This is a genomic window from Gammaproteobacteria bacterium (assembly GCA_035546635.1).
GTDB lineage: Bacteria > Pseudomonadota > Gammaproteobacteria > JAURND01 > JAURND01 > DASZWJ01.
In genome coordinates, this window is the sequence record DASZWJ010000024.1 from 17,464 (window position 1) to 40,481 (window position 23,018).

Sequence of the window (23,018 nt, forward strand, 5' to 3'; positions counted from 1 at the left end):
TTCATAGGTATGCTAAAAGAGCACCATTTCTGGCCGATGATGCTGGGTTTCACTAAACAGAAACAATTGCCTCATGCTAACAGTTTAATTGAGGATGTGGTAAGGGTGTTTCTTAAGGCCTATCATCCTGAGTCATAGTCTTCACCTTGTATTGATTGTCATCATGCCCTTGGTTGTCATCCTTCGCTGTGCTTAGGATGACAGCGAATGTTGGGTTAAGCTTGAAACTGGAGCTTGTTCCAACACAGGATTTATATTTTTCTTTTTATCTTTCGGTGAATTTTCTCTATGATAATGAAAAGTCACGGGTAAGTTTATCGACGATTCAGTATTTTTTGAATCCATAGGTAATCTAACAGATGATACCAATTCTTCTTTATCACACAAAAAATCATCACCATAATCTAAAGAATTCAGGTTCATATGATCTTCCATGTTGATTTGATATGGAGTCATATACGATTTCCACAAATCAGGCAGATCAGATACCAAGGCTGACTTTCCCCAAAAAGGATCGCACCACACTGCATTAGGTCCCCACGTAGAAATATCTCTAGGATCACTGTTGGGTAAACGCCCAAGTATTATAAATACATGATCTTTCTTTTCTGATGAAAAAATTTCAGCGGCCACACCCCCGAATATATCTCTATGTTTGTCACGCAGTTTACTGATACACCTTAAACCAACAAATGATTGCTCCGTACAATTTCCTCTGTGAGTTTTCTCAGCCAGTGTAGCCCTTAATGACATGAATATCCCTAGGATCTGCGCCTTAGTGAACAATTCTCCCTGGGTTACTACCTCAAGTTGCTTATAAGCCAATGATCTATTTTTCTTTACTGTTGCTTCTATTTCATCAAACTTTTTTGATGGTTTTTTTAAATTGTTTTCATTTGTATTTCCTCCTTCATACACTAACCTCTGAGCCATTACACAAGCAGCTTTCGCAATATGCAACAGTGGATGTGTATCTGGAGATTTGCGATGATAATAGAAATTCATATGGCCGACCTCCAAATGTCTCCAGTGAAACCATAATTCTTCACATGGAAAACTTCTATCAGTTTTTCTGTCATCAGTTATTCTTTTCGACAGCACCATGATCATTTTCAATGTTTCTTGAAAATTAATTTCACCCGATTCAGATCGTTCAATCAGCTCTAAAATAACCGCGATTGATTTAGGCTGTTGTTTCTTTTCATCTTTATGTGTCCATTCTCGATTATGAATGGCCAGTTTTATGGAGTTAATTAATTTTTTTGCATCTGCTTCAGACGGGAGTTCTTTGATGAATTTTTCATCATTAATTGTTTCAGGTGATGAAAGAGAAAGAAATTTTAATCTATTTATTTCTCTTTCTATGGATTCCTTGGCTTTATCATCGCTGTATTCTGAAGCAACAGATATATGTGATCTAGATTTTACATCTTTCACTTTATCTGAGCATGAGTAATCATCGTGCTCAACATCTGCCGTCTCTTGATTATCTGAAATATTGTCTTCCTCTAGAGAGCCGTATTGTTGCAGCGCTTTTTCGACTCTGGCACGATCTCCACTATTAGAGAATGAAAGAAAAATCTCCTTGAAGCTTTCAAATGTTAACCCATCGGATTTACCTGAACTCGAACGCTCTTGATAAAATTGCTCAATATCTCGCAGCATTCTACAAATTTCTTGCTGGCTTACATGGTTTGCAGCATACCGCATCAACTCAGTTAAGATTTGCTCTTGATTGTTTTGCGGAAAATTTATACGAAAACTTTCACTTAATGCAAGATTGACTAAATTAGCTACAACAAAATCAGGGATTTCTCTTATCAGATAAGCAGTTAAATCTTCTTGATTATCCTTCTCAACAAATGCTTCAATGGCATTAAATATCTCCTGACAATCTTCAAGATTAAATTCTTTGAACTTGCCAGCTTGAGACTGCTTTTTTTCAGTACTTATACCTTCGCTCATGGTGCCAAAATACGCTGTGAATTATAGAATTAACATTGTAATTACCCATGATTAAGAGAGTCTTAATGCAACCTGTAATTTTTAAGCCCCTGCTTTTAGCAACCGTCATTACGCTGGACTTGTTAGCCGGCATGGAATTTGATCTGTTTGTACCAAGCTTCCCTGAACTACAAAGCCAGTTCAGCTTGTCATCATTTTGGGTGGAAGCCTTGTTATCGGCTAATTTTGTAGGCTATTGCTTGAGTCTGTTTCTGGTGGGTAGTTTTGCTGATCGCTATGGCCGCAAACCTATTATTTTGCTGGGTCTGATGATTTTTATGATTGGCAGCGGCTTTTGTTGGTGGGGGATCTCCTATCCATTGCTCTTGGTTGGCCGTTTCTTACAAGGCATAGGTATAGCCGCTCCGGCAATTCTCAGCTTTTTAATCATTGCCGACACCTACTCCTTGAAAAAGCAGCAATTTTATATGGCCATGTTAAACGGCGTAAAAAACACTTCTGTAGCCATTGCACCCGTTATTGGCAGCTATATCACCCTATATTTTCATTGGCAGGGAAATTTTGTTGCATTATTACTTTTAGGTTTGACAGGATTTATCATGACCTTAATTTTTATCCCCGTTCATAAACCCATTGTGCACGGAAACGCCCACCCTAAAAGTGGCTACAAACTGGTGTTTAGATCAAAATCTCTGTTGCTGTTAATGACCAATATTATTTTTATGTTTGTACCCTATTGGATTTTTGTGGGGATGTCGCCGCTGCTATACATGAAAGATTTAGGCGTAAGTCTTACCCATTTTGGTTATTATCAAGGCGCACTGGCCTTAGTATTCGCCCTGGGCAGCGTAACATTCGGACTGATTATGCATAAATTCCGGCAGAAAAACTTACTCTCCGTCGCAACCGTAATTTACTTTGCCAGCTTAATCAGCGTACTTTCTATCACCCTTGCCAATACGACCAATCCATTCTTGATTACTTTGGCATTTCTGCCTTTTATTATCAGCCAGATTATTCCGTCTAACCTCTTGGTACCTTTATGCCTGAACTTTATACCTCAAGTTAAGGGCAGAATTTCAGCGGTTCTACAAGGATCGCAATTGCTATTTTCAGCACTTAGCTTGCAGATTGCTGGTTATTTTTATCAGGGTTCTTTCAGGCATATTGGTATTATCATTAGCATTTTTATTGCTATGATCTTAATCACGCAGTTTTGGGTTGTTAAAAATCAGGAAATTAGACAATTTATTCGAGAGTGACTAACAGATTAGACAATATTTACGTAATACAAACGCTCTATACTTTAATGTAAACTACCCAGAATACTTCTTTATATCACCCCCTTTGAAAAGGGGGTGAGCTTACCTAAAAGGATAAGTTATGTCCCGTTACCTTGACCCAAAAACTGATATTGTTTTTAAAAAAATTTTCGGCGAACATCCACATTTGCTAAAAAGTTTTCTCAATGCTGTGTTGCCTTTACCTGAAAATGGTCTCATCGATACCCTGGAATATTTACCCAGTGAACAAGTCCCCTTGATCCCTAGTTTTAAATACACCGTGGTAGATGTACGCTGCACCGATCAACAAGGCCAAGTATTTATCGTGGAAATGCAAATCCAATGGACGGCAAGCTTTAAACAACGCATGTTATTCAACGCCAGTAAAGCTTATGTGACTCAATTGGAAAAAGGTGAGGATTACGATTTATTAAAACCCGTCTACGGACTTGGGCTCATTAATACACAATTTGACCCCGATGAAAATGACTGGTATCACCATTACAAAATCGTCAATGTCGCCAAACCACATTTAGCTGAAATTAAAGATTTACAGCTGGTATTTATTGAACTGCCTAAATTCAAAGCTAAAAATTTTCCGCAAAAGAAATTACAGGTGCTGTGGCTACGTTTTTTATCCGAGTTGAGTGAAAAAACCAAGGAAGTGTCAGCTGAATGGTTAGCCGTTCCAGAGATTAAACAAGCTATTACCTTGGCCGAAGAGGCGGCTTATTCACCGGCTGAATTGGCATCTTATGACAAATACTGGGATGCCATTAGTATAGAAAAAAGCCTAGTATCCAGCGCCGGAAGGCGGGGACATGAAGCAGGCTGGGAACAAGGCAGAATAGAAGGCAGGGTAGAAGGCAGGGTAGAAGGTAGGCTAGAAGGCAGGAAAGAAGGCAGAGAAGAAGGAATAATCGAGGGAAGAGAAGAAGGTTCTCTCAAAACTAGATACGCCTTTGCACATAAATTAATGGCTAAAGGATTTCCGTTAGAAGAAATTGCTGCCTTAACTGAACTGCCATTGACAGTGATTAATTCTTTATTACTGCAAGAACAGGAATGAGTCTCACAATATCAATTTGGAATCTTAACCTATGTCAACCTACGCCATTGGCGACCTGCAAGGCTGCTATGATGAGCTACAGCTGCTGTTGCAAAAGATAAATTACGATCCGAATAAAGATCAGCTTTGGTTTGCCGGCGACCTGGTCAACCGCGGACCGAAATCATTACAGACACTGCGTTTTATTAAGAACTTAACCAATGCAGTTACTGTGTTAGGCAATCACGACCTGCACCTGTTAGCCATCGCCACTGGTCACCCCTATAAAAATCACACGCTTTATGAAATTCTTCAGGCAGAAGATCGTGATGAATTAATCGATTGGCTACGTAGGCAACCTTTACTGCATTATGATGCAAAGCTAGGCGTTGTGATGACCCATGCCGGCATACCACCACAATGGAATCTGGAGCAAGCACAACATTATGCCGCCGAAGTCGAAGCGATTCTGCGCAGCGATGATTATGCTTTATTTCTTAAACATCTCTATAGCGATACCCCCGTAGTCTGGCGACCTGATCTTAACGGCTGGGATAGATTACGTTTTATCATCGATGCGCTAACACGTATGCGTTTTTGTAATGCCGAAGGACATCTCGATCTCAGCGCTAAAGGCGGCCTTGATTCACAGCCGCAAGGCTACATGCCTTGGTTCAAAGTACCCAATCGCGCCACAACTAACTTAAAAATTGTATTTGGCCATTGGGCGGCTTTAGAAGGCGAAACCCATACCCCCAATGTTTATGCGCTGGATACGGGTTGTGTTTGGGGCAGATATTTAAGCGCCTTACGACTAGAGGATGAACAATGGTTTCGTGTGCGTGCTTTAAAAACTACGAATTAAGGGCACCTCTAGAAATTCAGATTTTTGTTCAAGTCAAGGCGGATTTGAACAAAAAGATAATTTCTAGAGGTGCCCTTAATATTCTTTTCACTCTCTGTGAAAAAGAGGGGACAGTTACAATTATTTTATCGTCCCACCTCAGTTATTACCGTCAACCCTTCCATAAACCCTTCAATACCCAACCCAGGCCGATCAGATAATACCACCTGGTTATTTATCAGCTGCGCCCCATTAATAACCGGGTTATTTTTAATTAAAGCAATTGGATCTAAATCCGCAAATAAAATATCCGGCTTACTTAGCGCAAAACTGGCCATGGCAGCGATGCCAATCGGTGATTCCAACATACATCCCACCATGCAGCTTAAATAAGCACTACTGGCAATATGATAAATAGCATTCGCCTGATAAATACCGCCAGATTTCATTAGCTTGATATTAATGCCATCGCTGGCATGGATTTTAGCAATAGCCAATGCATCCATTGGTGAAAAACAAGATTCATCTGCGATGATGCTACTTTCAACTGCATCGCGGACAAATTTCAAATTTTCTAAATCTTGGGCTTTGACGGGTTGTTCTACGAGTGCGACCGCTAAATTTTGTTTTTCTAGCATCTTGATGATTTTCACTGCACTCTTGGCATCCCAACCTTGATTGGCATCAATTAAGATTTTAATGCTATCACCCACTGCGCTACGCACCGCTTTAATACGTTCCATATCTTCTGCTGGATTCAAACCTACTTTTATTTTCAGTACTTCATAACCTTGTTCTGCAAATGTTTTTGCATCCTCGGCCATAAGATGGGCGTCTTTAACACTGACGGTGATGCAAGTTTTGATTTTATTGCTGGAGGCGCCTAATAATTTATATAAAGGCAACTGACAGTATTGCGCAAATAAATCATGTAATGCGATATCTAATGCAGCTTTAGCTGAGCTATTTTTTTTGACAGTGGTTTGAATGCTGTGCAGTAATTGATTGAAATGATCGATACGCTGCCCAATTAATTTCGGCGCCAACAGCGTTTGAATGATATGGATAATAGAACTTTGACTCTCACCGGTAATCGCTGGCGTAGCTGCAGCCGATCCATAACCGATAGCACCATTATCAGTTTTTATCATGACAACCACATCTTCAACATATTCCGTACGTCGCACCGCGGTGATAAATGGACGAATTAAAGGTATTTTTAATGTTGCGAGGGTGATCGTTGTGATTTGCATCATGGACGTCCTTGAAAAGTCAGAAAATTATAAGCATATGGATTCTTGGCATCAGCTGAATGTTTAACATCTTCGACTAACTGCCAACGCAGTGGATTATCCACTGCTATTTCTTCAGGAAGAAAACTATCGCCCTCGAATGTTGCATGAATGATAGTTAAATAGAGGCGATCTGCGTATTCTGCAGCAGCTTTGAATAGTTGCGCACCGCCAATGACCATCGCTTCGGGTGCTGTTGCAACTAGGGCGAAGGCTGCTTCTAATGAAGAAACGACCTCACAATCAGCTATTTTTAGTTGCGTATTATGCGAAACGATTATATTGCGTCGGCCAGGTAACGGTTTACCGATGGATTCGTAAGTTTTGCGACCCATGATGATAGGCTTGCCCCAGGTCAATTCTTTAAAATGTTTAAGATCGGCTGGTAAATGCCAAGGCAAACGGTTGTTGATGCCAATTACATGATTGCTGGACATGGCGACGATGAGAGATATATGCATGAGATGCCCCATTCATTTCCTTGTCCACAAGTAGACATCGGCATCAAACTAACCTCTCCCCTTGTGGGAGAGGTCAATATTTTTGCTTAACTTAACGCCAATACCCTGCCTTTTACGGGGGAAAAAGTTTGGTTGAAAACTTTATTTAAGACAATGCGCGAGAAAAATCCTCTATTAAGTCATCCGTTGCCTCAATCCCCACCGAAAGCCGTATCAAACTATCGGAAATGCCTAATTGTTTACGCTCCTCAAAGGAGAACTGACCAACCCTGGATAATTGACTTTAACCACTGCTGGATGCTGCTCTAAAAATTGGGCAATTTTAAGCGCTTGATAACGCACCCGCAAGGCTAAGGTTTTAATACCGCGCTGCAATAAAAATAGCGCATGCGGATCTAAACAACCACCCAGATAACATAATTTTTCATTTATATTATGAATTAACTCCTTAGAGCCAATAGCAGCACCTGCCACCACATCGGAGTGACCGTTTAGATACTTAGAGGCACTATGCAAAGATAGATCAAAGCCATAATCAAGCGGCCGAAAATTAATTGGACTCGTGAAAGTATTATCAATAATAGATTTAAGCCCATTGGCTTTTGCGAATGTTACTACTGCTTTGAGATCACCAACCTGTAACAAGGGGTATGTCATCCCAATACTCAGGATGACTGTCACACACCCAAAACTAAACGACTCGGATCTTCAAGCAGCTGTTTGATGGTTAATAAAAAACTCACCGATTCACGGCCATCAATCAAGCGATGATCGTAAGACATCGCGACATACATAATCGGCCTAATCACAATTTGGTCATTTTCCACTATCGGGCGTTTGACAATATTATGCATGCCCAAAATAGCACACTGTGGCGCATTGATAATCGGCGTAGATAACATAGAACCAAAAATACCGCCATTGGTAATGGTGAAAGTTCCGCCAGTCATTTCTTCTAAAGTTAATTTACCGTCGCGGGCTTTTTCAGCATAACTGGCAATGGTTTTTTCAATATCACCCATGCTTAAACTATCGGCATCGCGCAAGATCGGCACTACTAAACCGCGTGTTGTCGACACGGCAATACCAATATCGTAATAACCGTGATAGACAATATCGTCACCATCAATTGACGCATTGACCACCGGAAAACGTTTCAAGGCCTCAACCGCGGCTTTAACGAAAAATGACATCAGTCCCAGTTTAACGCCCTGACTTTTTTCAAATACATCTTTATAACGCGCGCGCAAATCCATAATCGGTTGCATATTGACTTCGTTAAACGTGGTCAGCATGGCAGCATTATGCTGTGCTTCTACTAAACGCTCTGCGATGCGGGCTCTGAGACGGGACATGGGAACACGTTTCTCTGGACGCTCACCGATAGCAGTGGATATTTCTGGCAAGGATACGCCGGAAGTTGCAGTGGTTGCGCTTTTGACTTGTGCTAACACATCTTCTTTGGTGACTCGACCATCTTTACCCGTACCTTTAAGCTGTGCGACATCCACTTCATGTTCACCAACCAAACGCCGCACTGCCGGACTAAGTGCGCTGGTTGCAGGTTTTTCCTGAACCTTAACTGGCTGCGTTTCTGTTGCTGGTTTTACCGCTGGTGTTTTTTCCACTGCGAAAGGCACAGCACGACCCGCACCAGAAGCGATCAAAGCCAGCGTCTCATGCGCTGTTACCGTACTACCCACCGGTTTAAGAATTTTCTCCAGCACACCATCTTGTGCTGCTGGCACTTCCAGCATGACCTTATCGGTTTCCAGTTCTAACAAGGTTTCATCACGTTTTACCTCGTCACCCGGTTTTTTCAGCCATTGGGCTACTGTCGCGTCGGCAACTGATTCAGGGAGTGCAGGTACTTTAACTTCGATGCTCATGGATGTTTTCCTTTTATGACGATTAATTGATGACTTTAAAGTAAGATGTGCGTGGCAATCCTGTCTTGGTAGCTGACAAAGTCATGTTATGGGAAGACTTGCCCACTCATGTACTGTGCTTATCTATAAACGTTCTCACCACCTTAATAAATTCTTCCGGCCGCTCAATAAACGGTAAATGCCCCACACCTTCGAAATTATAATATTGTGCGGAAGGAATCAACCGCGCTATTTCACGCATATGCGCCTCACTGACGATTAAATCCTGATCCGATCCCAATACCAAAGTTGGTTTTTTTATTTGATGAATCCATGCAGAAGTATCAACTTGCGCTATTGCATGCAACTGATTTCTATAACCCACTTCATCAATAGGATAAGGATTAGCCAAACTCGTTTCGATTAACACTTCAACTACATCCGGTTGTTCCAGAAAATTACTGGAATAAATCCAGCCCAACATATTTTTGACTAACGCCCTACGGTCAGCTTTGGCCTGTATCAAGGTTAAGGTCGCAGCTGCCGCTAAAGAAAATTTAATATCCGGCTTCATCAATGAATTGCAAAGCGTAATCGTACGCACATGCTGAGGATATTTATACGCCAATACCTGAGCAATTATGCCACCCATAGAACTACCTACGATATGACAAGGACCTAAATGCAAGGCTTCACACAATGCCACTACATCCTCTGCTAGCATATCGATGCTATAAGGAAAATCGGGGCGGTCAGATTGTCCAGAACCCCGATTGTCCAGCAATACTGCCTGATAAGCTGTTGAGAATACCGAAGGGATATCTACCCAGCATAAATGATCCACACTGTAGCCGGAAATAAAAACGATAGGTTGACCTCGCCCCTGCTGTTCATAATACAAGTTGATGTCATTAATTTTAATTTTTGGCATGTTGCTCCTTTAACCCCAGTGCAGCATTAATTAATTCCGCCTGTTGTTTCAAATGCAGTTTCATATAACCCACCGCTGGCGAAGCAGCAGCCGGCCGACCGGCATAATGCAAACGCTGGCCTTTAGCCAGACAAGCCTCAAAACGGTGACGCATGATGTACCACGCACCTTGATTTTCAGGTTCCTCTTGACACCAGATGACATCTTTAACGTTCTCATACTGCTTAAGCTGTGCTTGCAACTCATCCCGCGGGAAAGGATAAAGTTGTTCAATGCGTATTAAAGCGATATCTTTTCGCGATAATTCACCGCGTTTTTGCAATAAATCATAATAAACTTTGCCGCTGCATAAGATAACACGCTTAATCTGTTTAGTATCGGTGTGCTCTGTTTCAGGAATCACTAACTGGAAATGCCCCTGGCTTAACTCCGCAAGCGATGACACAGCGAGTTTATTGCGCAACATACTTTTTGGCGTCATCACAATCAGCGGTGTACGATACGGCCGTATGATTTGGCGTCGCAGTAAATGGAAGATCTGCGCAGGCGTGGTGGGTACACAGACCTGCATATTCTTTTCAGCACACAGCTGTAGATAACGCTCAAGACGTGCGGAAGTATGCTCTGGACCCGAGCCTTCATAACCATGAGGTAGTAATAGCGTCAAGCCACATAATGTGCGCCATTTTTGCCAAGCCGAGCTGATAAATTGATCCATGACGACTTGAGCGCCATTAGCGAAATCGCCATACTGCGCCTCCCATAACACCAGGGTATGCGGATCGGTCGTCGCATAACCATATTCAAAACCCATGGTGCCGACCTCAGACAACAGGGAATCATAAATTTGAAATCGCACGGGTGATTTAGCAATGTGCGCAAGTGCCGTGTAGGTTTTACCGGTTTTTTGATCGTGTAGCGTTGCATGCCTATGGGCAAAAGTCCCGCGGCGCACATCCTCACCTGATATACGCACCGAATAGCCCTCATCAAGTAAGCTGGCATACGCCAAAGTCTCAGCATAACCCCAATCCAGCGGTTGCTGACCTTGGATCATGTGTGTGCGTGCAGCTAAGGTATGACTCACTTGTCTTTGCACCTCAAAATCTGGCGGTAATTGTGCCAATTTTTCTCCAAGTGCCACGAGTTTTTGCAGAGGAACACTGGTTTCAACTGGCGTAAACCATTCTCGATCAAGATAAGGGGCCCAATTGGCGGCATATTTAGAAGATAAGCCATCGGGTTTGGTTTTCACGACAGAGCCACCTGTATCTAGCAAATCACGGTAAGACTTGATCCAATTTGCCACTTCCTCGGCAGTACAGACATTTTGGTCTATGAGTTTTTGTGCATACAATTCATGGGTGACCGGATATTTGCGAATAAACTGATACATCATTGGCTGGGTGGCGATAGGTTCATCGCCTTCGTTATGACCCTGACGACGGTAGCAGACAATATCAGCGACCACATCTTTGTGGAAACGGTTACGGTATTCCGTTGCTAATTGTGCGACAAATACAACGGCTTCTGGATCATCACCATTGACATGAAAAATTGGGCAATCAATCATTTTGGCCGGATCGGTACAATAAATGCTGGAGCGAGCATCTTTAGGATCACTGGTGGTAAAACCGACCTGGTTGTTAATTACCACATGCACTGTGCCGGCAATCTGATAAGCATTAGTCTGAGACATGTTCAGCGTTTCTTGCACAATGCCTTGACCTGCAAATGATGCATCACCATGCACCAACAAACCCATGACTTCAAATGGTTGCTCTCGCTCTGGTCTTTCTTGCCTGGCACGAACAGAGCCCATCAATACAGCATTAATGACTTCCAGATGGGAAGGATTAAATGCCAGCATTAAATGCAAAGGTCCTGATTTGGTTTCTACATCGGAGGCATAACCTAGATGATATTTCACATCGCCTGAAGTTAGCCCATAATCTTTGCGCCCTTCAAATTCTTGAAACAATTCTTCTGCGGGTTTGCCATATATATTAATTAACGTATTGAGCCGGCCACGATGCGCCATACCCATCAAAATCTCTTTGACACCTTGCTGACTGGCTTGCTCATTTACTGCATGGACAAAAGGAATAAAGCTATCACCCCCTTCAAGAGAAAAACGTTTTTGTGCGACGTATTTATTTCCTAAGTATTTTTCCAAGCCATCCGCAGCAATTAACTGTTTGAGAATTTCGCGTTTTTGTTCGGCTGATAATTCTGGACGTTTTTGCTCTAAGCGTTGCTGCACCCATAGCGCTTCTTCCAGATTGGAAATATACATAAATTCTGAGCCGATACTGCCGCAATAGATTTCCTCTAAGCGGACAATAATTTCTCTGAGTGTGGCTTTATCAACTCCCAACAGTGATTGTGTATGGAACTGTTGATCGTAATCTTTGGGGGATAAATCAGGATAATAAGACAAGGTCAATTGTCGCGGATGCGCGCTTATCTTACCCAAAGGGTCAGTTTTTGCCGCTAGGTGGCCGTAGGTTCTATAGGCGTTGATGAGTTGCTTCACGGCTGCTTGTTTGCGTTCATGTAATGCATCACCCGTGACTATTTGGCGTTGCAGCGGCTGCTTGGCAAGCTGTAAAAATTGTTTGCGAATATCGGCGTGAGAGACGTCTGTGCCATTGGGTAAGCGCTGAAAATAAGCGCGCCATTTCGGATCAATGGCTTGTGGGTCTTTTAAGAAAAGATCGTATAGTTCTTCCAGATAATCGGCATTACCGCCGTATAAATAAGAATCGGATAAAAGTGATTGCATATCTGAGGTTGACATAAAAGTCTCTTTAGGAAATTTGGAGTTGCAGTTCAAAATACTCACCCCCTTTGCAAAAAGGGTCGAAGGCCGCAAGGCCTGAGGGGGATTTAAAAAGCTGGGAGTACTAACGCACAATATTAGGCACCCAAAACTCTTTAAATCCCCCCGCAGCCTAGGGCTGGCGCCCCCCCTTTTTCAAAGGGGGGATTATACCGATTCCTTCACCATCTCATCGCGAATATGACCAATTGCCTTAGTCGGATTTAAGCCTTTGGGGCAGACATCTACACAATTCATAATGCTACGGCAACGAAATACTTTGTACGGGTCTTCCATATTTGCTAGACGCTCTTGTTTTTTAGTGTCACGGCTATCGGAAATAAAACGGTCAGCCCAGAGCAGTGCGGATGGACCTAAAAATTTATCGGGGTTCCACCAGTAAGACGGGCAGGAGCTAGAGCAGCAGGCGCATAAAATGCATTCATACAAGCCATCCAATTTCGCACGCTCTTCAATCGATTGCAGGCGTTCCTTTTCAGGAGGGGGTTGATCGTTCTGTAGATAAGGCTCAGCTTTTTCATATTGTTGATAAAACTGTGTCATGTCGACAATTAAATCGCGAATGACGGGAAAACCAGGTAGCGGTCTTAAGATGATTTTATCGGTTTTCATTTCCAAAAAGGAAGTAATGCAGGCCAGGCCATTTTTGCCATTGATGTTCATGCCATCTGAACCGCAAACACCTTCGCTGCAGGAACGCCTGAAAGTTAAGGTTGGATCTTGGACTTTTAGTGCTTCGAGCACATCAAGCACCATCACGCCGTGACAATTGACGCTGTCAATTTCATAGTCTTTCATGTAGGGGGCGGTATCTACATCCGGGTTATAGCGGTAGACAGAAACGTATAAATGTTTGTTCCGCACGCCGGCAGCGGGCTGTTTTGCAGCGCAGGTGTTTTGGGTGGGTGCGTTTTCTGTCATGTGTTTGCCTCTGATATGAATTAATTGTCTCTTATGGCCGTTGCTTCTTTCCTTCTCCCCTTGTGGGAGAAGGGAATAGGTGTCCCTAACGTTGTTAGGGCTATAAGAGAAGTCCTAATGATCTCTCTCTTTCAACTGCAACGGATCTACCTCATGCGGCCTCATATTAACCGGACGTTCCCCAATTCGACCATCAGCAAAATAGATAGAATGTTTTAACCAGTGCTGATCGTCTCGATCAGGATAATCCATACGGGAATGACCGCCGCGACTTTCCGTGCGGAGTTCTGCACAAACGGCTGAAGCCATCGCGACCTCCATCATATTATCCAACTCTAATGCTTCCATACGGGCGGTATTAAACACTTGGCTTTTATCCCGCAATACCGCGTGGGGTAAGCGTTCTTTCAATGCCTGTAATTTTTTCAAACCTTGGCGCATTGGCTCACCATCACGAAAAACACCAAAATCCTCCTGCATGATTTTTTGCATCTCTATTTTAATTTCATGCATATCTTCGCCATCTTTAGAGTGATCCCAGCGTTGCAATCGCGCCAAAGCTTCTTCTACATCGCTAACGCCCGCCACCGGCATCTCCAAATCATGCTTTAGCGCTTCTTCCAGATGCAAACCCGCGGCACGTCCAAAAACCACAATATCCAATAATGAATTAGCACCCAAACGGTTAGCCCCATGCACTGAAACGCAGGCGCATTCGCCTGCTGCATACAAGCCATTGACTATTTGGTCATTACCTTTTTTATCTAAGGTAAGCACTTGACCATGAATATTGGTGGGAATACCGCCCATCAGGTAATGGGTGGTGGGTACAACAGGAATTGGATCTTTGGTAGGATCAACCCCCGCAAAGGTTTTAGCGAGTGTAGTAATACCCGGTAAACGTTCCTGCAAAACTTTAGCACCTAAATGATCCAACTTAAGCAACACATGATTACCATGTGGTCCTGCGCCGCGGCCTTCACGTATTTCCATCATAGAAGAACGCGAAACAACATCCCGGCAAGAAAGATCTTTAAGATGCGGCGCATAACGCTCCATAAAGCGTTCGCCATCTTTATTCAATAAATAACCACCTTCACCACGTGCGCCCTCAGTGACCAACACGCCCACCCCAGCAATGCCCGTGGGATGGAACTGCCACATTTCCATATCTTGAAGTGGAAACCCGGCGCGCAAGGTCAACCCTAAACCATCACCTGTGCAGGTATAAGCATTAGTGGTTGTTTGAAAAATACGGCCAGCCCCGCCCGTGGCCAATACAGTCGCTCGGCTATGCAGGAATACGGTTTCACCCGTCTCAATATGCAGCGCGATCACACCGGCGACCCCGCCGCTTGTCGATTTCACTAGATCAACCGCGTACCACTCATTAAAAAAATGGGTTTTGGCTTCGACGTTTTTCTGATAAAGCGTATGCAACATCGCATGACCGGTGCGGTCTGCCGCACAGCAAGTGCGGTGCGCTAAGTCTCCACCAAAGTTTAGGGTCTGGCCACCAAATGCGCGTTGATAAATTTTTCCTTGTTGGGTACGGGAAAAGGGTAAGCCCATGTGCTCCAATTCAATAATGGTCGCAGGCGCATATTTACACATGTATTCGATGGCATCCTGATCGCCTAGAAAATCTGAGCCCATAATGGTGTCATACATATGCCAACGCCAATCATCCGGCCCCATATTACCCAAAGCGGCATTAATACCCCCCTGTGCTGATACGGTATGTGAACGCGTTGGAAATACTTTGGATATCAACGCAACTTTTTTGCCAGATTCGGCAAGCTGTAGCGCCGCACGTTGTCCTGCACCGCCCGCGCCTACGATAATTGCATCAAAAAATTGTTCTGCCAAGCTCATTTACGCCCCCCACACAGTAGAAATACCCCACACTAAATAACCCAGCAGTGCAATAACGACTATCGCCTGCAGAATTAATCTTAAGCTTGAGCATTTAATATAATCTGTAAATACTGTCCATATACCTACCCAAGTGTGATACACAACACTGAGTAGAGCTAAAAAAGTAAATATGCGCATGAAGCCATTGGCAAATAAAGCTTGCCAATCGGCATAAGTCAACGCGTGGTGGCACAGAATAAAAGCTAATAGAAATAATGTATATAACGCCAATATGACAGCGGTAATGCGCTGGATCAACCAATCACGCAACCCACTGCGTGTGAGGCTTGTGACACTGCCTACCATAAACAAATTCCTGCAAAGATAATGAGTACAATGGAAATGACTAACACGAGATACGCGCCTGCCCGTCCGCCTTTTAAGCTTTCACCAACACCCATATCCATCAAGAGATGCCGAATACCGGCCACCAAATGATAGATTAATGCGCTGAGTGTAACCCAAATAAAGAACCGCAACACGGGATGGGTGAATGGCTGTTTGAGTGCGTTAAATGAAGCTTCAGAAGCTAAAGATTTTGCTAATAGCCATAAAAGAAGCGGCAACAGCAAAAAAAGTATGACTCCAGAAACACGGTGTAAAACTGAGACAATAGCGGGTAACGGTTGCCTAATTTGTAATAAATTGAGATAAACTGGCCTTGGCTTCACGGTGCGAAATCCTGCATGGTAGATCGAAAGAACATTATATGCCTCAAAAATCTGAAACTGAAGTATCTTGAATGGTTGAAATCACTCGTCTTGCCAGAACCTATAGCGATAAGTGTATAATGCCTGCCTCATTTTAAACCCTCACCTTCTGTGGCCAATATGGGACAAAAAACGCCTCTTTATACAAAACACCTAGACGCCGGCGCTAAAATTGTAGACTTTGCCGGTTGGGATATGCCATTGCACTATGGCTCACAAATCGATGAGCATCATCAGGTGCGCAAAGACGCCGGAGTATTTGACGTTTCTCACATGCTGGTGGTTGATCTAGCTGGCAGTCGGGTCGAAGATTTTTTACGCCGCTTATTATCCAATGATGTAGCCAAATTGAAAAATCCAGGCAAAGCATTGTATACCTGCATGTTGAACCCACAAGGCGGCGTACTTGACGATTTGATTGTCTACAAACAAGATGGCGATCGATATCGTTTGGTCATCAATGCCGGTCGACGTGAGCAAGATTTGGCTTGGATTAAGCAACAAAGTCAGGGTTTTGCCGTAGAAATCACTCCTAGGACTGACTTATGCATTTTGGCTATTCAGGGTCCCAATGCACTCACTAAAGCTTCCACCATTTTTCCAGCGGCGCTTTATGAAAAAATTAAAGCCCTGCGTCCCTTTGAAGCAGTCGAACAAGCGGGTTATTTTATTGGCCGCACCGGCTACACTGGTGAAGAGGGTGTAGAGGTATTAGTACCCGCCAGCGAAGCGCCAGTTTTCTGGGACAAAATATTAGCATCTGACATTAAGCCTTGCGGCCTTGGCGCACGCGATACTTTAAGACTAGAAGCAGGTCTCAATCTATATGGCTCTGATATGGACGAAAGCACAACACCGCTTGAATCTAACTTGGGTTGGACCGTCGCTTTTGAACCGAAAGATAGAGATTTTATTGGCCGCGCAGCGCTAGAGGCACAAAAACCATTGATTAGCCGAAAGCTTGTGGGTTTAGTGCTAGAACAAAAAGGTGTGCTGCGAAACCACCAAAAAGTAATTATTTCTGAAAACGGCTGCGGTGAAATTACCAGTGGCAGTTTTTCACCGACGCTACAGGAAGCCATTGCTTTGGCACGTATTCCTGTAACCGAAAGTACCCAATGTTCTGTAGAAATTCGCGGACAGCAAATACCTGCACGAATTGTAAAACCGCCGTTTGTGCGGCATGGGAAAAAAACTTTTGAGTAAGCTTTTTTCCATTACCAACTGTTAAAACAAACCCAAAGGAACCCCACAAATGAGCAATTTCATACCCAAAGAATTAAAATATACCAAAAGCCACGAATGGGTGCGCGAAGAAAGTGATGGCACGGTAACCATTGGCATCACCCACCACGCCCAAGAATTACTGGGAGATATCGTTTATGTTGAACTCCCCGAATTACAGAAAAACTTTAAGAACGAAGAAAGCATTGTTGTCGTTGAATCGGTTAAAGCAGCAGCCGATGTGTATGCCCCCGTGACAGGACAGATTGTCGCCATCAATAACACTTTATCCGATCAACCTGAGTTGGTGAATGTCGACCCTTACGGTGATGGCTGGCTATGTCAAATTAAACCCCTCGATAAAAGCGAATTGGCAAAATTACTGGATGCGGGAGCTTACCAACAAAGTATTGAAGCTGAATAGTCATATTCTTCATAAGAGGTTAAAACTGTGCCATTTATCCCCCATACTGAAGCTGAAGTTAAAGAAATGCTCGCCACCATTGGCGTCAACCAGATCAATGATTTATTTAACGAAATCCCCTCAAGCCTCTTGATTGCCGATTTACCCGGTATTCCCGAAGGGCTATCAGAAATGGAATTGACCCAACTGCTACAAAAGCGTGGGGCACAGGATCGTTATAACCTCTGTTTCATTGGTGCGGGTGCTTACCAACACCATGTCCCTGCCGCGAGTTTGGATTTAATATCTCGCGGTGAATTTCTAACTTCTTATACGCCATATCAAGCAGAAGCCAGCCAAGGCACGCTGCAGCTTATCTATGAATACCAAACCATGATAGCTAGCTTAACCGGTATGGATGTCTCAAATGCCTCTTTATATGATGGCGCGACGGCTTTAGCGGAAGCCTTGTTTATGGCCGTCCGTGTGAACCGCCGTTCGCAAAGCAAACGCATCCTGATACCCAGCAGCGTGCATCCCTATTATCGCGCGGTTGCCAAGAGTATTGTCGGGCTACAAGATATTGAGCTGATAGAAATTCCATTTTGCCAGGGTGGCGGTCATGTATTGCTAGAATCTTTACAAGCTTATGCTGGACAAGACTTCGCGGCATTTGTTATTCCTCAGCCAAATTTCTTTGGGGTACTGGAAGAAGTCGATGCTTTAACTGACTGGGCTCAAGCACAAGGTATGCTGTCGATTGCCCTCGTCAACCCTACTGCGATGGCTCTCTTGAAAGAGCCAGGACAATGGGGTCAGTCCGGGGTCGATATTGTTTGCGGTGAAGGTCAACCCTTAGGTGTTCCCTTGGCTTCCGGCGGACCTTATTTTGGGTTTTTGTGTTGCCGCTTAGCGCATGTACGCCAATTACCAGGCCGTATCGTGGGACGTACCGTCGATCTTGAAGGAAAGCCTGGGTTTAGTCTCACACTGCAAGCTAGGGAGCAGCATATCCGCCGCTCCAAAGCCACTTCTAACATTTGCACGAATCAGGGGCTGATGGTTACCGCTGCTACCATTTATATGAGTTTATTAGGCCTTGAGGGGTTGAAGCGGGTTGCTGCCGCTAGTCATCGCAATGCGGTGACCTTGTATAATCAATTAACTCGCATTGCTGGAGTAGAGGGGGTGTTTTGCCGGCCGATTTTCCACGAATTTGTGCTGAAGTTGAATAAGCCTGTGGCATTTGTGTTGGAAGAGTTGGCACGTGAAGGGATATTAGGCGGTTTTGATTTAACGCCTTATTATCCTGAATTGGGACAAGCTTTATTGGTATGTGCGACTGAAACTAAGACTGAAGAAGATTTACAGGCTTTTCATGATGCATTGCGCAATGTGATGGAATCGAGACAAGAGAAACTTATTTCCCCTTCTCCTTTTGTGGGGGAAGGTGCCTGACAGGGCGGATGAGGGGTGAGTTTGGGTTGGCTTTAAATAGTAAATGCTACTGCAAACCTACCCCTCATCCGCCCTTCGGGCACCTTCTCCCACAAGGGGAGAAGGAAAAAAGTGTAAACGCTATAATAGAGGTTAAACATGCTTATTTTTGAAAAATCTGCGAAAGGACGCCGCGCAACCGCTCAAGCACCGCTGACTGATATCGCGATTGATGACATTCCGCAAGCATTATTACGTAAAAGCAAAGCCGTGCTACCAGAAGCCTCGGAATTGGATGTGGTGCGTCACTACACCAGTTTGTCTCGTAAAAATTTTTCCATAGACACGAATTTTTACCCCTTAGGTTCTTGTACTATGAAATATAATCCCCGCGCCCATCGTATCGCCTGGTCACCGGAATTTGCTAATCGACATCCTTTGGCGCCATTGGCATTCAGTCAGGGATTTATGCATTGCATGTATGAGTTACAAGAATACTTAAAAATCGTCACCGGTATGGCTGCAGTCTCCCTGACACCCATGGCCGGGGCGCAAGGCGAATTTGCTGGTGTTGCGACTATTCGTGCCTGGCATCAATCTCGGGGCGATTTTGAGCGTACAGAAATTTTAGTCCCTGACGCTGCACACGGTACCAATCCCGCCTCTGCCGTAATGTGTGGCGGTTATACCATACGTGAAATCCCGACCGACAAACAAGGTGATGTGGATATTGATGCATTAAAAGCCGCCCTAGGACCTAAAACTGCCGGCATCATGCTGACTAACCCTTCTACACTAGGCGTTTTTGAACGTCGTATTCGTGAAATCTCTAATTTAGTGCACGCTGCCGGCGGGCAGTTGTATTACGATGGCGCTAACTTGAACGCCATTGTTGGTAAAGCCAGACCCAGCGATATGGGGTTTGACGTGATTCATATGAATTTACATAAAACCTTTTCCACGCCACATGGCGGTGGCGGTCCGGGTTCTGGACCCGTCGCTGTAGCAGCACATTTAGCGCCTTTTTTACCCACACCGATTGTTAGCAAAAAGGACGATCAATGGGTGTGGCTGACTCAAGAAGATTGCCCACAATCTATTGGCCGTCTGTCGACTTTTATGGGTAATGCCGGCGTGTTATTGCGCGCTTATATTTATATCCGCCTACTGGGACGCAAAGGCTTGCAACGTGTCGCCGAATACGCAACCTTAAACGCAAATTATTTGTTTAAACGTCTGCAACAAGCGGGTTTTACCGCCGCCTTTCCACAGCGCCGCGCTACGCATGAATTCATATTAACGCTACAAAAACAGGCTAAAGAATTGGGTGTAAACGCCATGGATTTCGCCAAACGTTTATTAGACTATGGCATCCACGCGCCAACAGTTTATTTTCCGCTATTGATTCCTGAGTGCATGTTGATTGAACCCACCGAAACTGAAAGTAAAGCAACGATGGATGAATTTGTCGCTGTGATGGAGAAAATTCTACAAGAAGCCAAACAAGACCCTGAAAAACTGCGCGGTGCACCATTTACTTTACCCGTGCGACGACTGGATGATGTTAAGGCGGCTAAGGAATTGAATTTGGTTTGGAAAGGGGATAAATGAGGAGTTTAACTTTTTAGAAATAGCTAAAGCTATGAACTGATTAACAGAGATATGTTCGTTTTTTAAGGGCACCTCTAGAAATTAGAGATTTTCGCTCAAGACAAGGCGGATTAGATTTTAAATCCGGAATTTATACGGGAATAAATGAGGATTTAAAATCTAATCCAACGCCGTATTGAGCGAAAAGATCAATTTCTAGAGGTGTCCTTAAGTCAGATTTAATGTTGGCCGACTCGTGCCTAGCACAATCACACTGCAATGAGTATAAATTTTATGTTACGTTTAGTATCGTATCTTGCAAGGCACCACGCATAAAATAAAACCTAGTTATCTTAATTGAACTAAATAAATTGATTACTAGGATTCACAAATCCTTATTGAGTAAGGAGTGAATTAAGGTTAAAAATAATTAAATCGCTAAGCATAAGTCGAATCTATTCGACGATTACTTATTAAGTAATACATAGCCTTCCATCTTCTTTTCCTTAAGCCACAAAGTTTCCAACAAAGAGTTTAATCTCTAGTCAAAATTATAAAAACAAAAAAATTATATTTACAGATTATTTAGGATAAAACCATGACTATATTAATGAACAACGAAGAAACATAGACCATTTCCTTATGGTTTTGAAAAATTAGATACAACAACACCACCATTAATAACTTTCACAAGGGAAAATTCAAAAAATATATCGGTTAAAGCTTCATTTTCTAAATGCCCAATTGAAAACAGGAAAAAAAGATTTTTACAATCTAACTGCATTGCACCCATAAGCGTTGGACAAGGACTAAAAGTTCATGAGGGAAAGAAGCTCCACGCAACATTATTGTTAGTAAATTCATCATTTAAAAAATTTACATTATTAATTGACGATACCGTGCAACGTCATACGTTAAAAATATTTAATACGGAAAAAGATGTTATAAACAAGTGTTTGTTAGAAGGTGATTTATGGTTGGAAAGGAATAAATCCATATATAGCCTCTTAACTGTAGATTACAACATACTGAGATGGAATGATTGGCTAAGTCACCCACAATATGTATTAAAACGGGAATTAATGACGGAACTTTATTCTAATAATGATTCGTATAAGGAAGCTGTTAATTTTACAATACACGAGTATTTAACTCGAATCAAAAATAGAGAATATTTAGATTTTGATAAAAACCATGCCTTTAATTGTTGTTTAGAGTATCTCTTAGAAGAGTGTGCCGTCATGTGTTTATGGGCGCATGAAGGGTTTGATTTTGAATTGTACCCAACTGGTAGAAATCTAGCTATGAAAGTCGCATATGAGATCGTTGTTAAAAAGGAATACCCTGGTAAGCTCATATCAGTGTCTCTACATTTTAGAAAAATATATAATAAAGCGACAACTTAGAGATCGTATGAAACAATATATAATTTACGCTATACACACTATTTTTGGGATTGGATTATTTCTGAATGCTGCTCTTTTCATCCCATAAGCCATACAGATATATCGCACTAAATGTACCAAAGGAGTGTCTATCATCACGTTTGCTGGGTTTAATATAATGCAGCTTTTTACCACACTTCACGCATATCTTGTGAAAGATTATATATTGATGATTGGTTTTTTACTCAGTTTCATCACTTGTGGCGCAGTAACAACGTTGTTAATTATTCACAAGAAATGATTAACCATTGCAAAATCTAAAAACAAACCCATAAAAGGAATTTATGGAAAAATTTAAAAAACTGGAAGAATACGATATCACCCTTATATCAATTATAAATATGATTCCTGGGCATATTTACTTGAAAGACAAGCTAGGGAGATATTTGTGGTGCAATAATCAGCAAGTTAAAACCTTTAACCAGTCTTCTCAAAATGATGTTATTGGAAAAACTGATTATGAACTAATGGACAAGGAAACAGCTGATATTTTTCGCAAAACCGATAACTATGTGATGCAATCTGGTTCTTCAGTGACCACTGAAGAACCTGAAACTGCTGAGGATGGTTCAACGATTTATTATTTATCAAAAAAATCCCCACTATATGATAGCAATAATACAATAATAGGTATTATTGGTTCATCTTTTGATTTATCTGAACAAAAAAAATTAATTACCTCTAAGGAGCAGAATGAACGTAAGCCCCTAATAATTCCATCCCATATTTGAATTTTTCTAGCGAATGTTTTCTTTATATAAATAAGGACTTATTGATAAACTGCGGCAGGAGAGAGGTGGGTTCTACTTCTTTGCGTCTGATTTTGTGAGCTTGATT

21 protein-coding genes are annotated in these 23,018 nt (G+C 42.7%); 9 read left to right on the forward strand and 12 right to left on the reverse strand.

All coding sequences use genetic code 11. The annotated features are described in order from the left end of the window. Positions 1 to 192 precede the first annotated feature (192 nt). A complete protein-coding gene (locus VHE99_06220; GenBank protein ID HVV68609.1) occupies positions 193 to 1,965 on the reverse strand; it encodes a hypothetical protein in 1,773 nt (590 codons plus the stop codon). A gap of 65 nt (positions 1,966 to 2,030) precedes the next feature. Here VHE99_06220 and VHE99_06225 point away from each other — a divergent pair, with 65 nt between their 5' ends. From VHE99_06225 to VHE99_06235, 3 genes are all read left to right on the forward strand, one after another. Next, on the forward strand, positions 2,031 to 3,227 hold the full coding sequence (locus VHE99_06225; GenBank protein ID HVV68610.1) for an MFS transporter: 1,197 nt from the start codon (positions 2,031 to 2,033) through the stop codon (positions 3,225 to 3,227). A 121-nt stretch (positions 3,228 to 3,348) separates the two neighbouring features. After that, a complete protein-coding gene (locus VHE99_06230) occupies positions 3,349 to 4,317 on the forward strand; it encodes an Rpn family recombination-promoting nuclease/putative transposase (protein ID HVV68611.1) in 969 nt (322 codons plus the stop codon). 31 nt (positions 4,318 to 4,348) lie between these two features. Further along, entirely contained in the window at positions 4,349 to 5,161 is an 813-nt protein-coding gene (locus VHE99_06235) for a symmetrical bis(5'-nucleosyl)-tetraphosphatase (protein HVV68612.1), read from the forward strand. A 125-nt stretch (positions 5,162 to 5,286) separates the two neighbouring features. On the opposite strand, the gene VHE99_06240 is transcribed toward VHE99_06235, so the two are convergent. From VHE99_06240 to sdhC, 11 genes are all read right to left on the reverse strand, one after another. Beyond that, a complete protein-coding gene (locus VHE99_06240) occupies positions 5,287 to 6,396 on the reverse strand; it encodes a dipeptide epimerase (protein ID HVV68613.1) in 1,110 nt (369 codons plus the stop codon). Then, positions 6,393 to 6,893 (reverse strand): dihydrofolate reductase, encoded by a 501-nt coding sequence (locus VHE99_06245; GenBank protein HVV68614.1) that lies wholly within the window; start codon positions 6,891 to 6,893, stop codon positions 6,393 to 6,395. The genes VHE99_06240 and VHE99_06245 overlap by 4 nt, the downstream gene beginning before the upstream one ends. Before the next feature lie 145 nt (positions 6,894 to 7,038). Beyond that, positions 7,039 to 7,110, reverse strand: coding sequence for a hypothetical protein (locus VHE99_06250; GenBank protein ID HVV68615.1), 72 nt, complete (start codon positions 7,108 to 7,110; stop codon positions 7,039 to 7,041). Between the two features lie 14 nt (positions 7,111 to 7,124). Next, positions 7,125 to 7,550: a PLP-dependent transferase gene (locus VHE99_06255; GenBank protein HVV68616.1), complete on the reverse strand. Its 426-nt coding sequence runs from the start codon at positions 7,548 to 7,550 to the stop codon at positions 7,125 to 7,127. 20 nt (positions 7,551 to 7,570) lie between these two features. Next, on the reverse strand, positions 7,571 to 8,782 hold the full coding sequence (odhB, locus tag VHE99_06260; GenBank protein HVV68617.1) for a 2-oxoglutarate dehydrogenase complex dihydrolipoyllysine-residue succinyltransferase: 1,212 nt from the start codon (positions 8,780 to 8,782) through the stop codon (positions 7,571 to 7,573). A gap of 106 nt (positions 8,783 to 8,888) precedes the next feature. After that, positions 8,889 to 9,692: an alpha/beta hydrolase gene (locus VHE99_06265; GenBank protein ID HVV68618.1), complete on the reverse strand. Its 804-nt coding sequence runs from the start codon at positions 9,690 to 9,692 to the stop codon at positions 8,889 to 8,891. Then, positions 9,679 to 12,492 (reverse strand): 2-oxoglutarate dehydrogenase E1 component, encoded by a 2,814-nt coding sequence (locus VHE99_06270; protein ID HVV68619.1) that lies wholly within the window; start codon positions 12,490 to 12,492, stop codon positions 9,679 to 9,681. Before VHE99_06270 ends, VHE99_06265 begins: the two co-directional genes overlap by 14 nt. Before the next feature lie 189 nt (positions 12,493 to 12,681). After that, entirely contained in the window at positions 12,682 to 13,455 is a 774-nt protein-coding gene (locus VHE99_06275) for a succinate dehydrogenase iron-sulfur subunit (protein ID HVV68620.1), read from the reverse strand. A gap of 114 nt (positions 13,456 to 13,569) precedes the next feature. Continuing rightward, positions 13,570 to 15,330: a succinate dehydrogenase flavoprotein subunit gene (gene sdhA, locus VHE99_06280; GenBank protein ID HVV68621.1), complete on the reverse strand. Its 1,761-nt coding sequence runs from the start codon at positions 15,328 to 15,330 to the stop codon at positions 13,570 to 13,572. After that, positions 15,331 to 15,678, reverse strand: coding sequence for a succinate dehydrogenase, hydrophobic membrane anchor protein (gene sdhD / locus VHE99_06285; protein HVV68622.1), 348 nt, complete (start codon positions 15,676 to 15,678; stop codon positions 15,331 to 15,333). After that, positions 15,672 to 16,043 carry a succinate dehydrogenase, cytochrome b556 subunit gene (sdhC, locus tag VHE99_06290; GenBank protein HVV68623.1) on the reverse strand — a complete coding sequence of 124 codons (372 nt, stop codon included), beginning with the start codon at positions 16,041 to 16,043 and terminating at the stop codon, positions 15,672 to 15,674. Before sdhC ends, sdhD begins: the two co-directional genes overlap by 7 nt. A gap of 159 nt (positions 16,044 to 16,202) precedes the next feature. On the opposite strand from sdhC, the gene gcvT reads away from it, so the two are divergent. The 6 genes from gcvT to VHE99_06320 all read left to right on the forward strand — a co-directional run bounded on the left by gcvT (position 16,203) and on the right by VHE99_06320 (position 22,912). Then, positions 16,203 to 17,288: a glycine cleavage system aminomethyltransferase GcvT gene (gene gcvT / locus VHE99_06295; GenBank protein ID HVV68624.1), complete on the forward strand. Its 1,086-nt coding sequence runs from the start codon at positions 16,203 to 16,205 to the stop codon at positions 17,286 to 17,288. Between the two features lie 49 nt (positions 17,289 to 17,337). Beyond that, positions 17,338 to 17,730 carry a glycine cleavage system protein GcvH gene (gene gcvH / locus VHE99_06300; protein ID HVV68625.1) on the forward strand — a complete coding sequence of 131 codons (393 nt, stop codon included), beginning with the start codon at positions 17,338 to 17,340 and terminating at the stop codon, positions 17,728 to 17,730. A 27-nt stretch (positions 17,731 to 17,757) separates the two neighbouring features. Next, positions 17,758 to 19,167 carry an aminomethyl-transferring glycine dehydrogenase subunit GcvPA gene (gene gcvPA / locus VHE99_06305; GenBank protein ID HVV68626.1) on the forward strand — a complete coding sequence of 470 codons (1,410 nt, stop codon included), beginning with the start codon at positions 17,758 to 17,760 and terminating at the stop codon, positions 19,165 to 19,167. 138 nt (positions 19,168 to 19,305) lie between these two features. Beyond that, a complete protein-coding gene (gcvPB, locus tag VHE99_06310) occupies positions 19,306 to 20,757 on the forward strand; it encodes an aminomethyl-transferring glycine dehydrogenase subunit GcvPB (GenBank protein HVV68627.1) in 1,452 nt (483 codons plus the stop codon). Between the two features lie 878 nt (positions 20,758 to 21,635). Continuing rightward, positions 21,636 to 22,142, forward strand: coding sequence for a hypothetical protein (locus VHE99_06315; GenBank protein HVV68628.1), 507 nt, complete (start codon positions 21,636 to 21,638; stop codon positions 22,140 to 22,142). 323 nt (positions 22,143 to 22,465) lie between these two features. After that, positions 22,466 to 22,912 (forward strand): PAS domain-containing protein, encoded by a 447-nt coding sequence (locus VHE99_06320; GenBank protein ID HVV68629.1) that lies wholly within the window; start codon positions 22,466 to 22,468, stop codon positions 22,910 to 22,912. Positions 22,913 to 23,018: the final 106 nt, after the last annotated feature.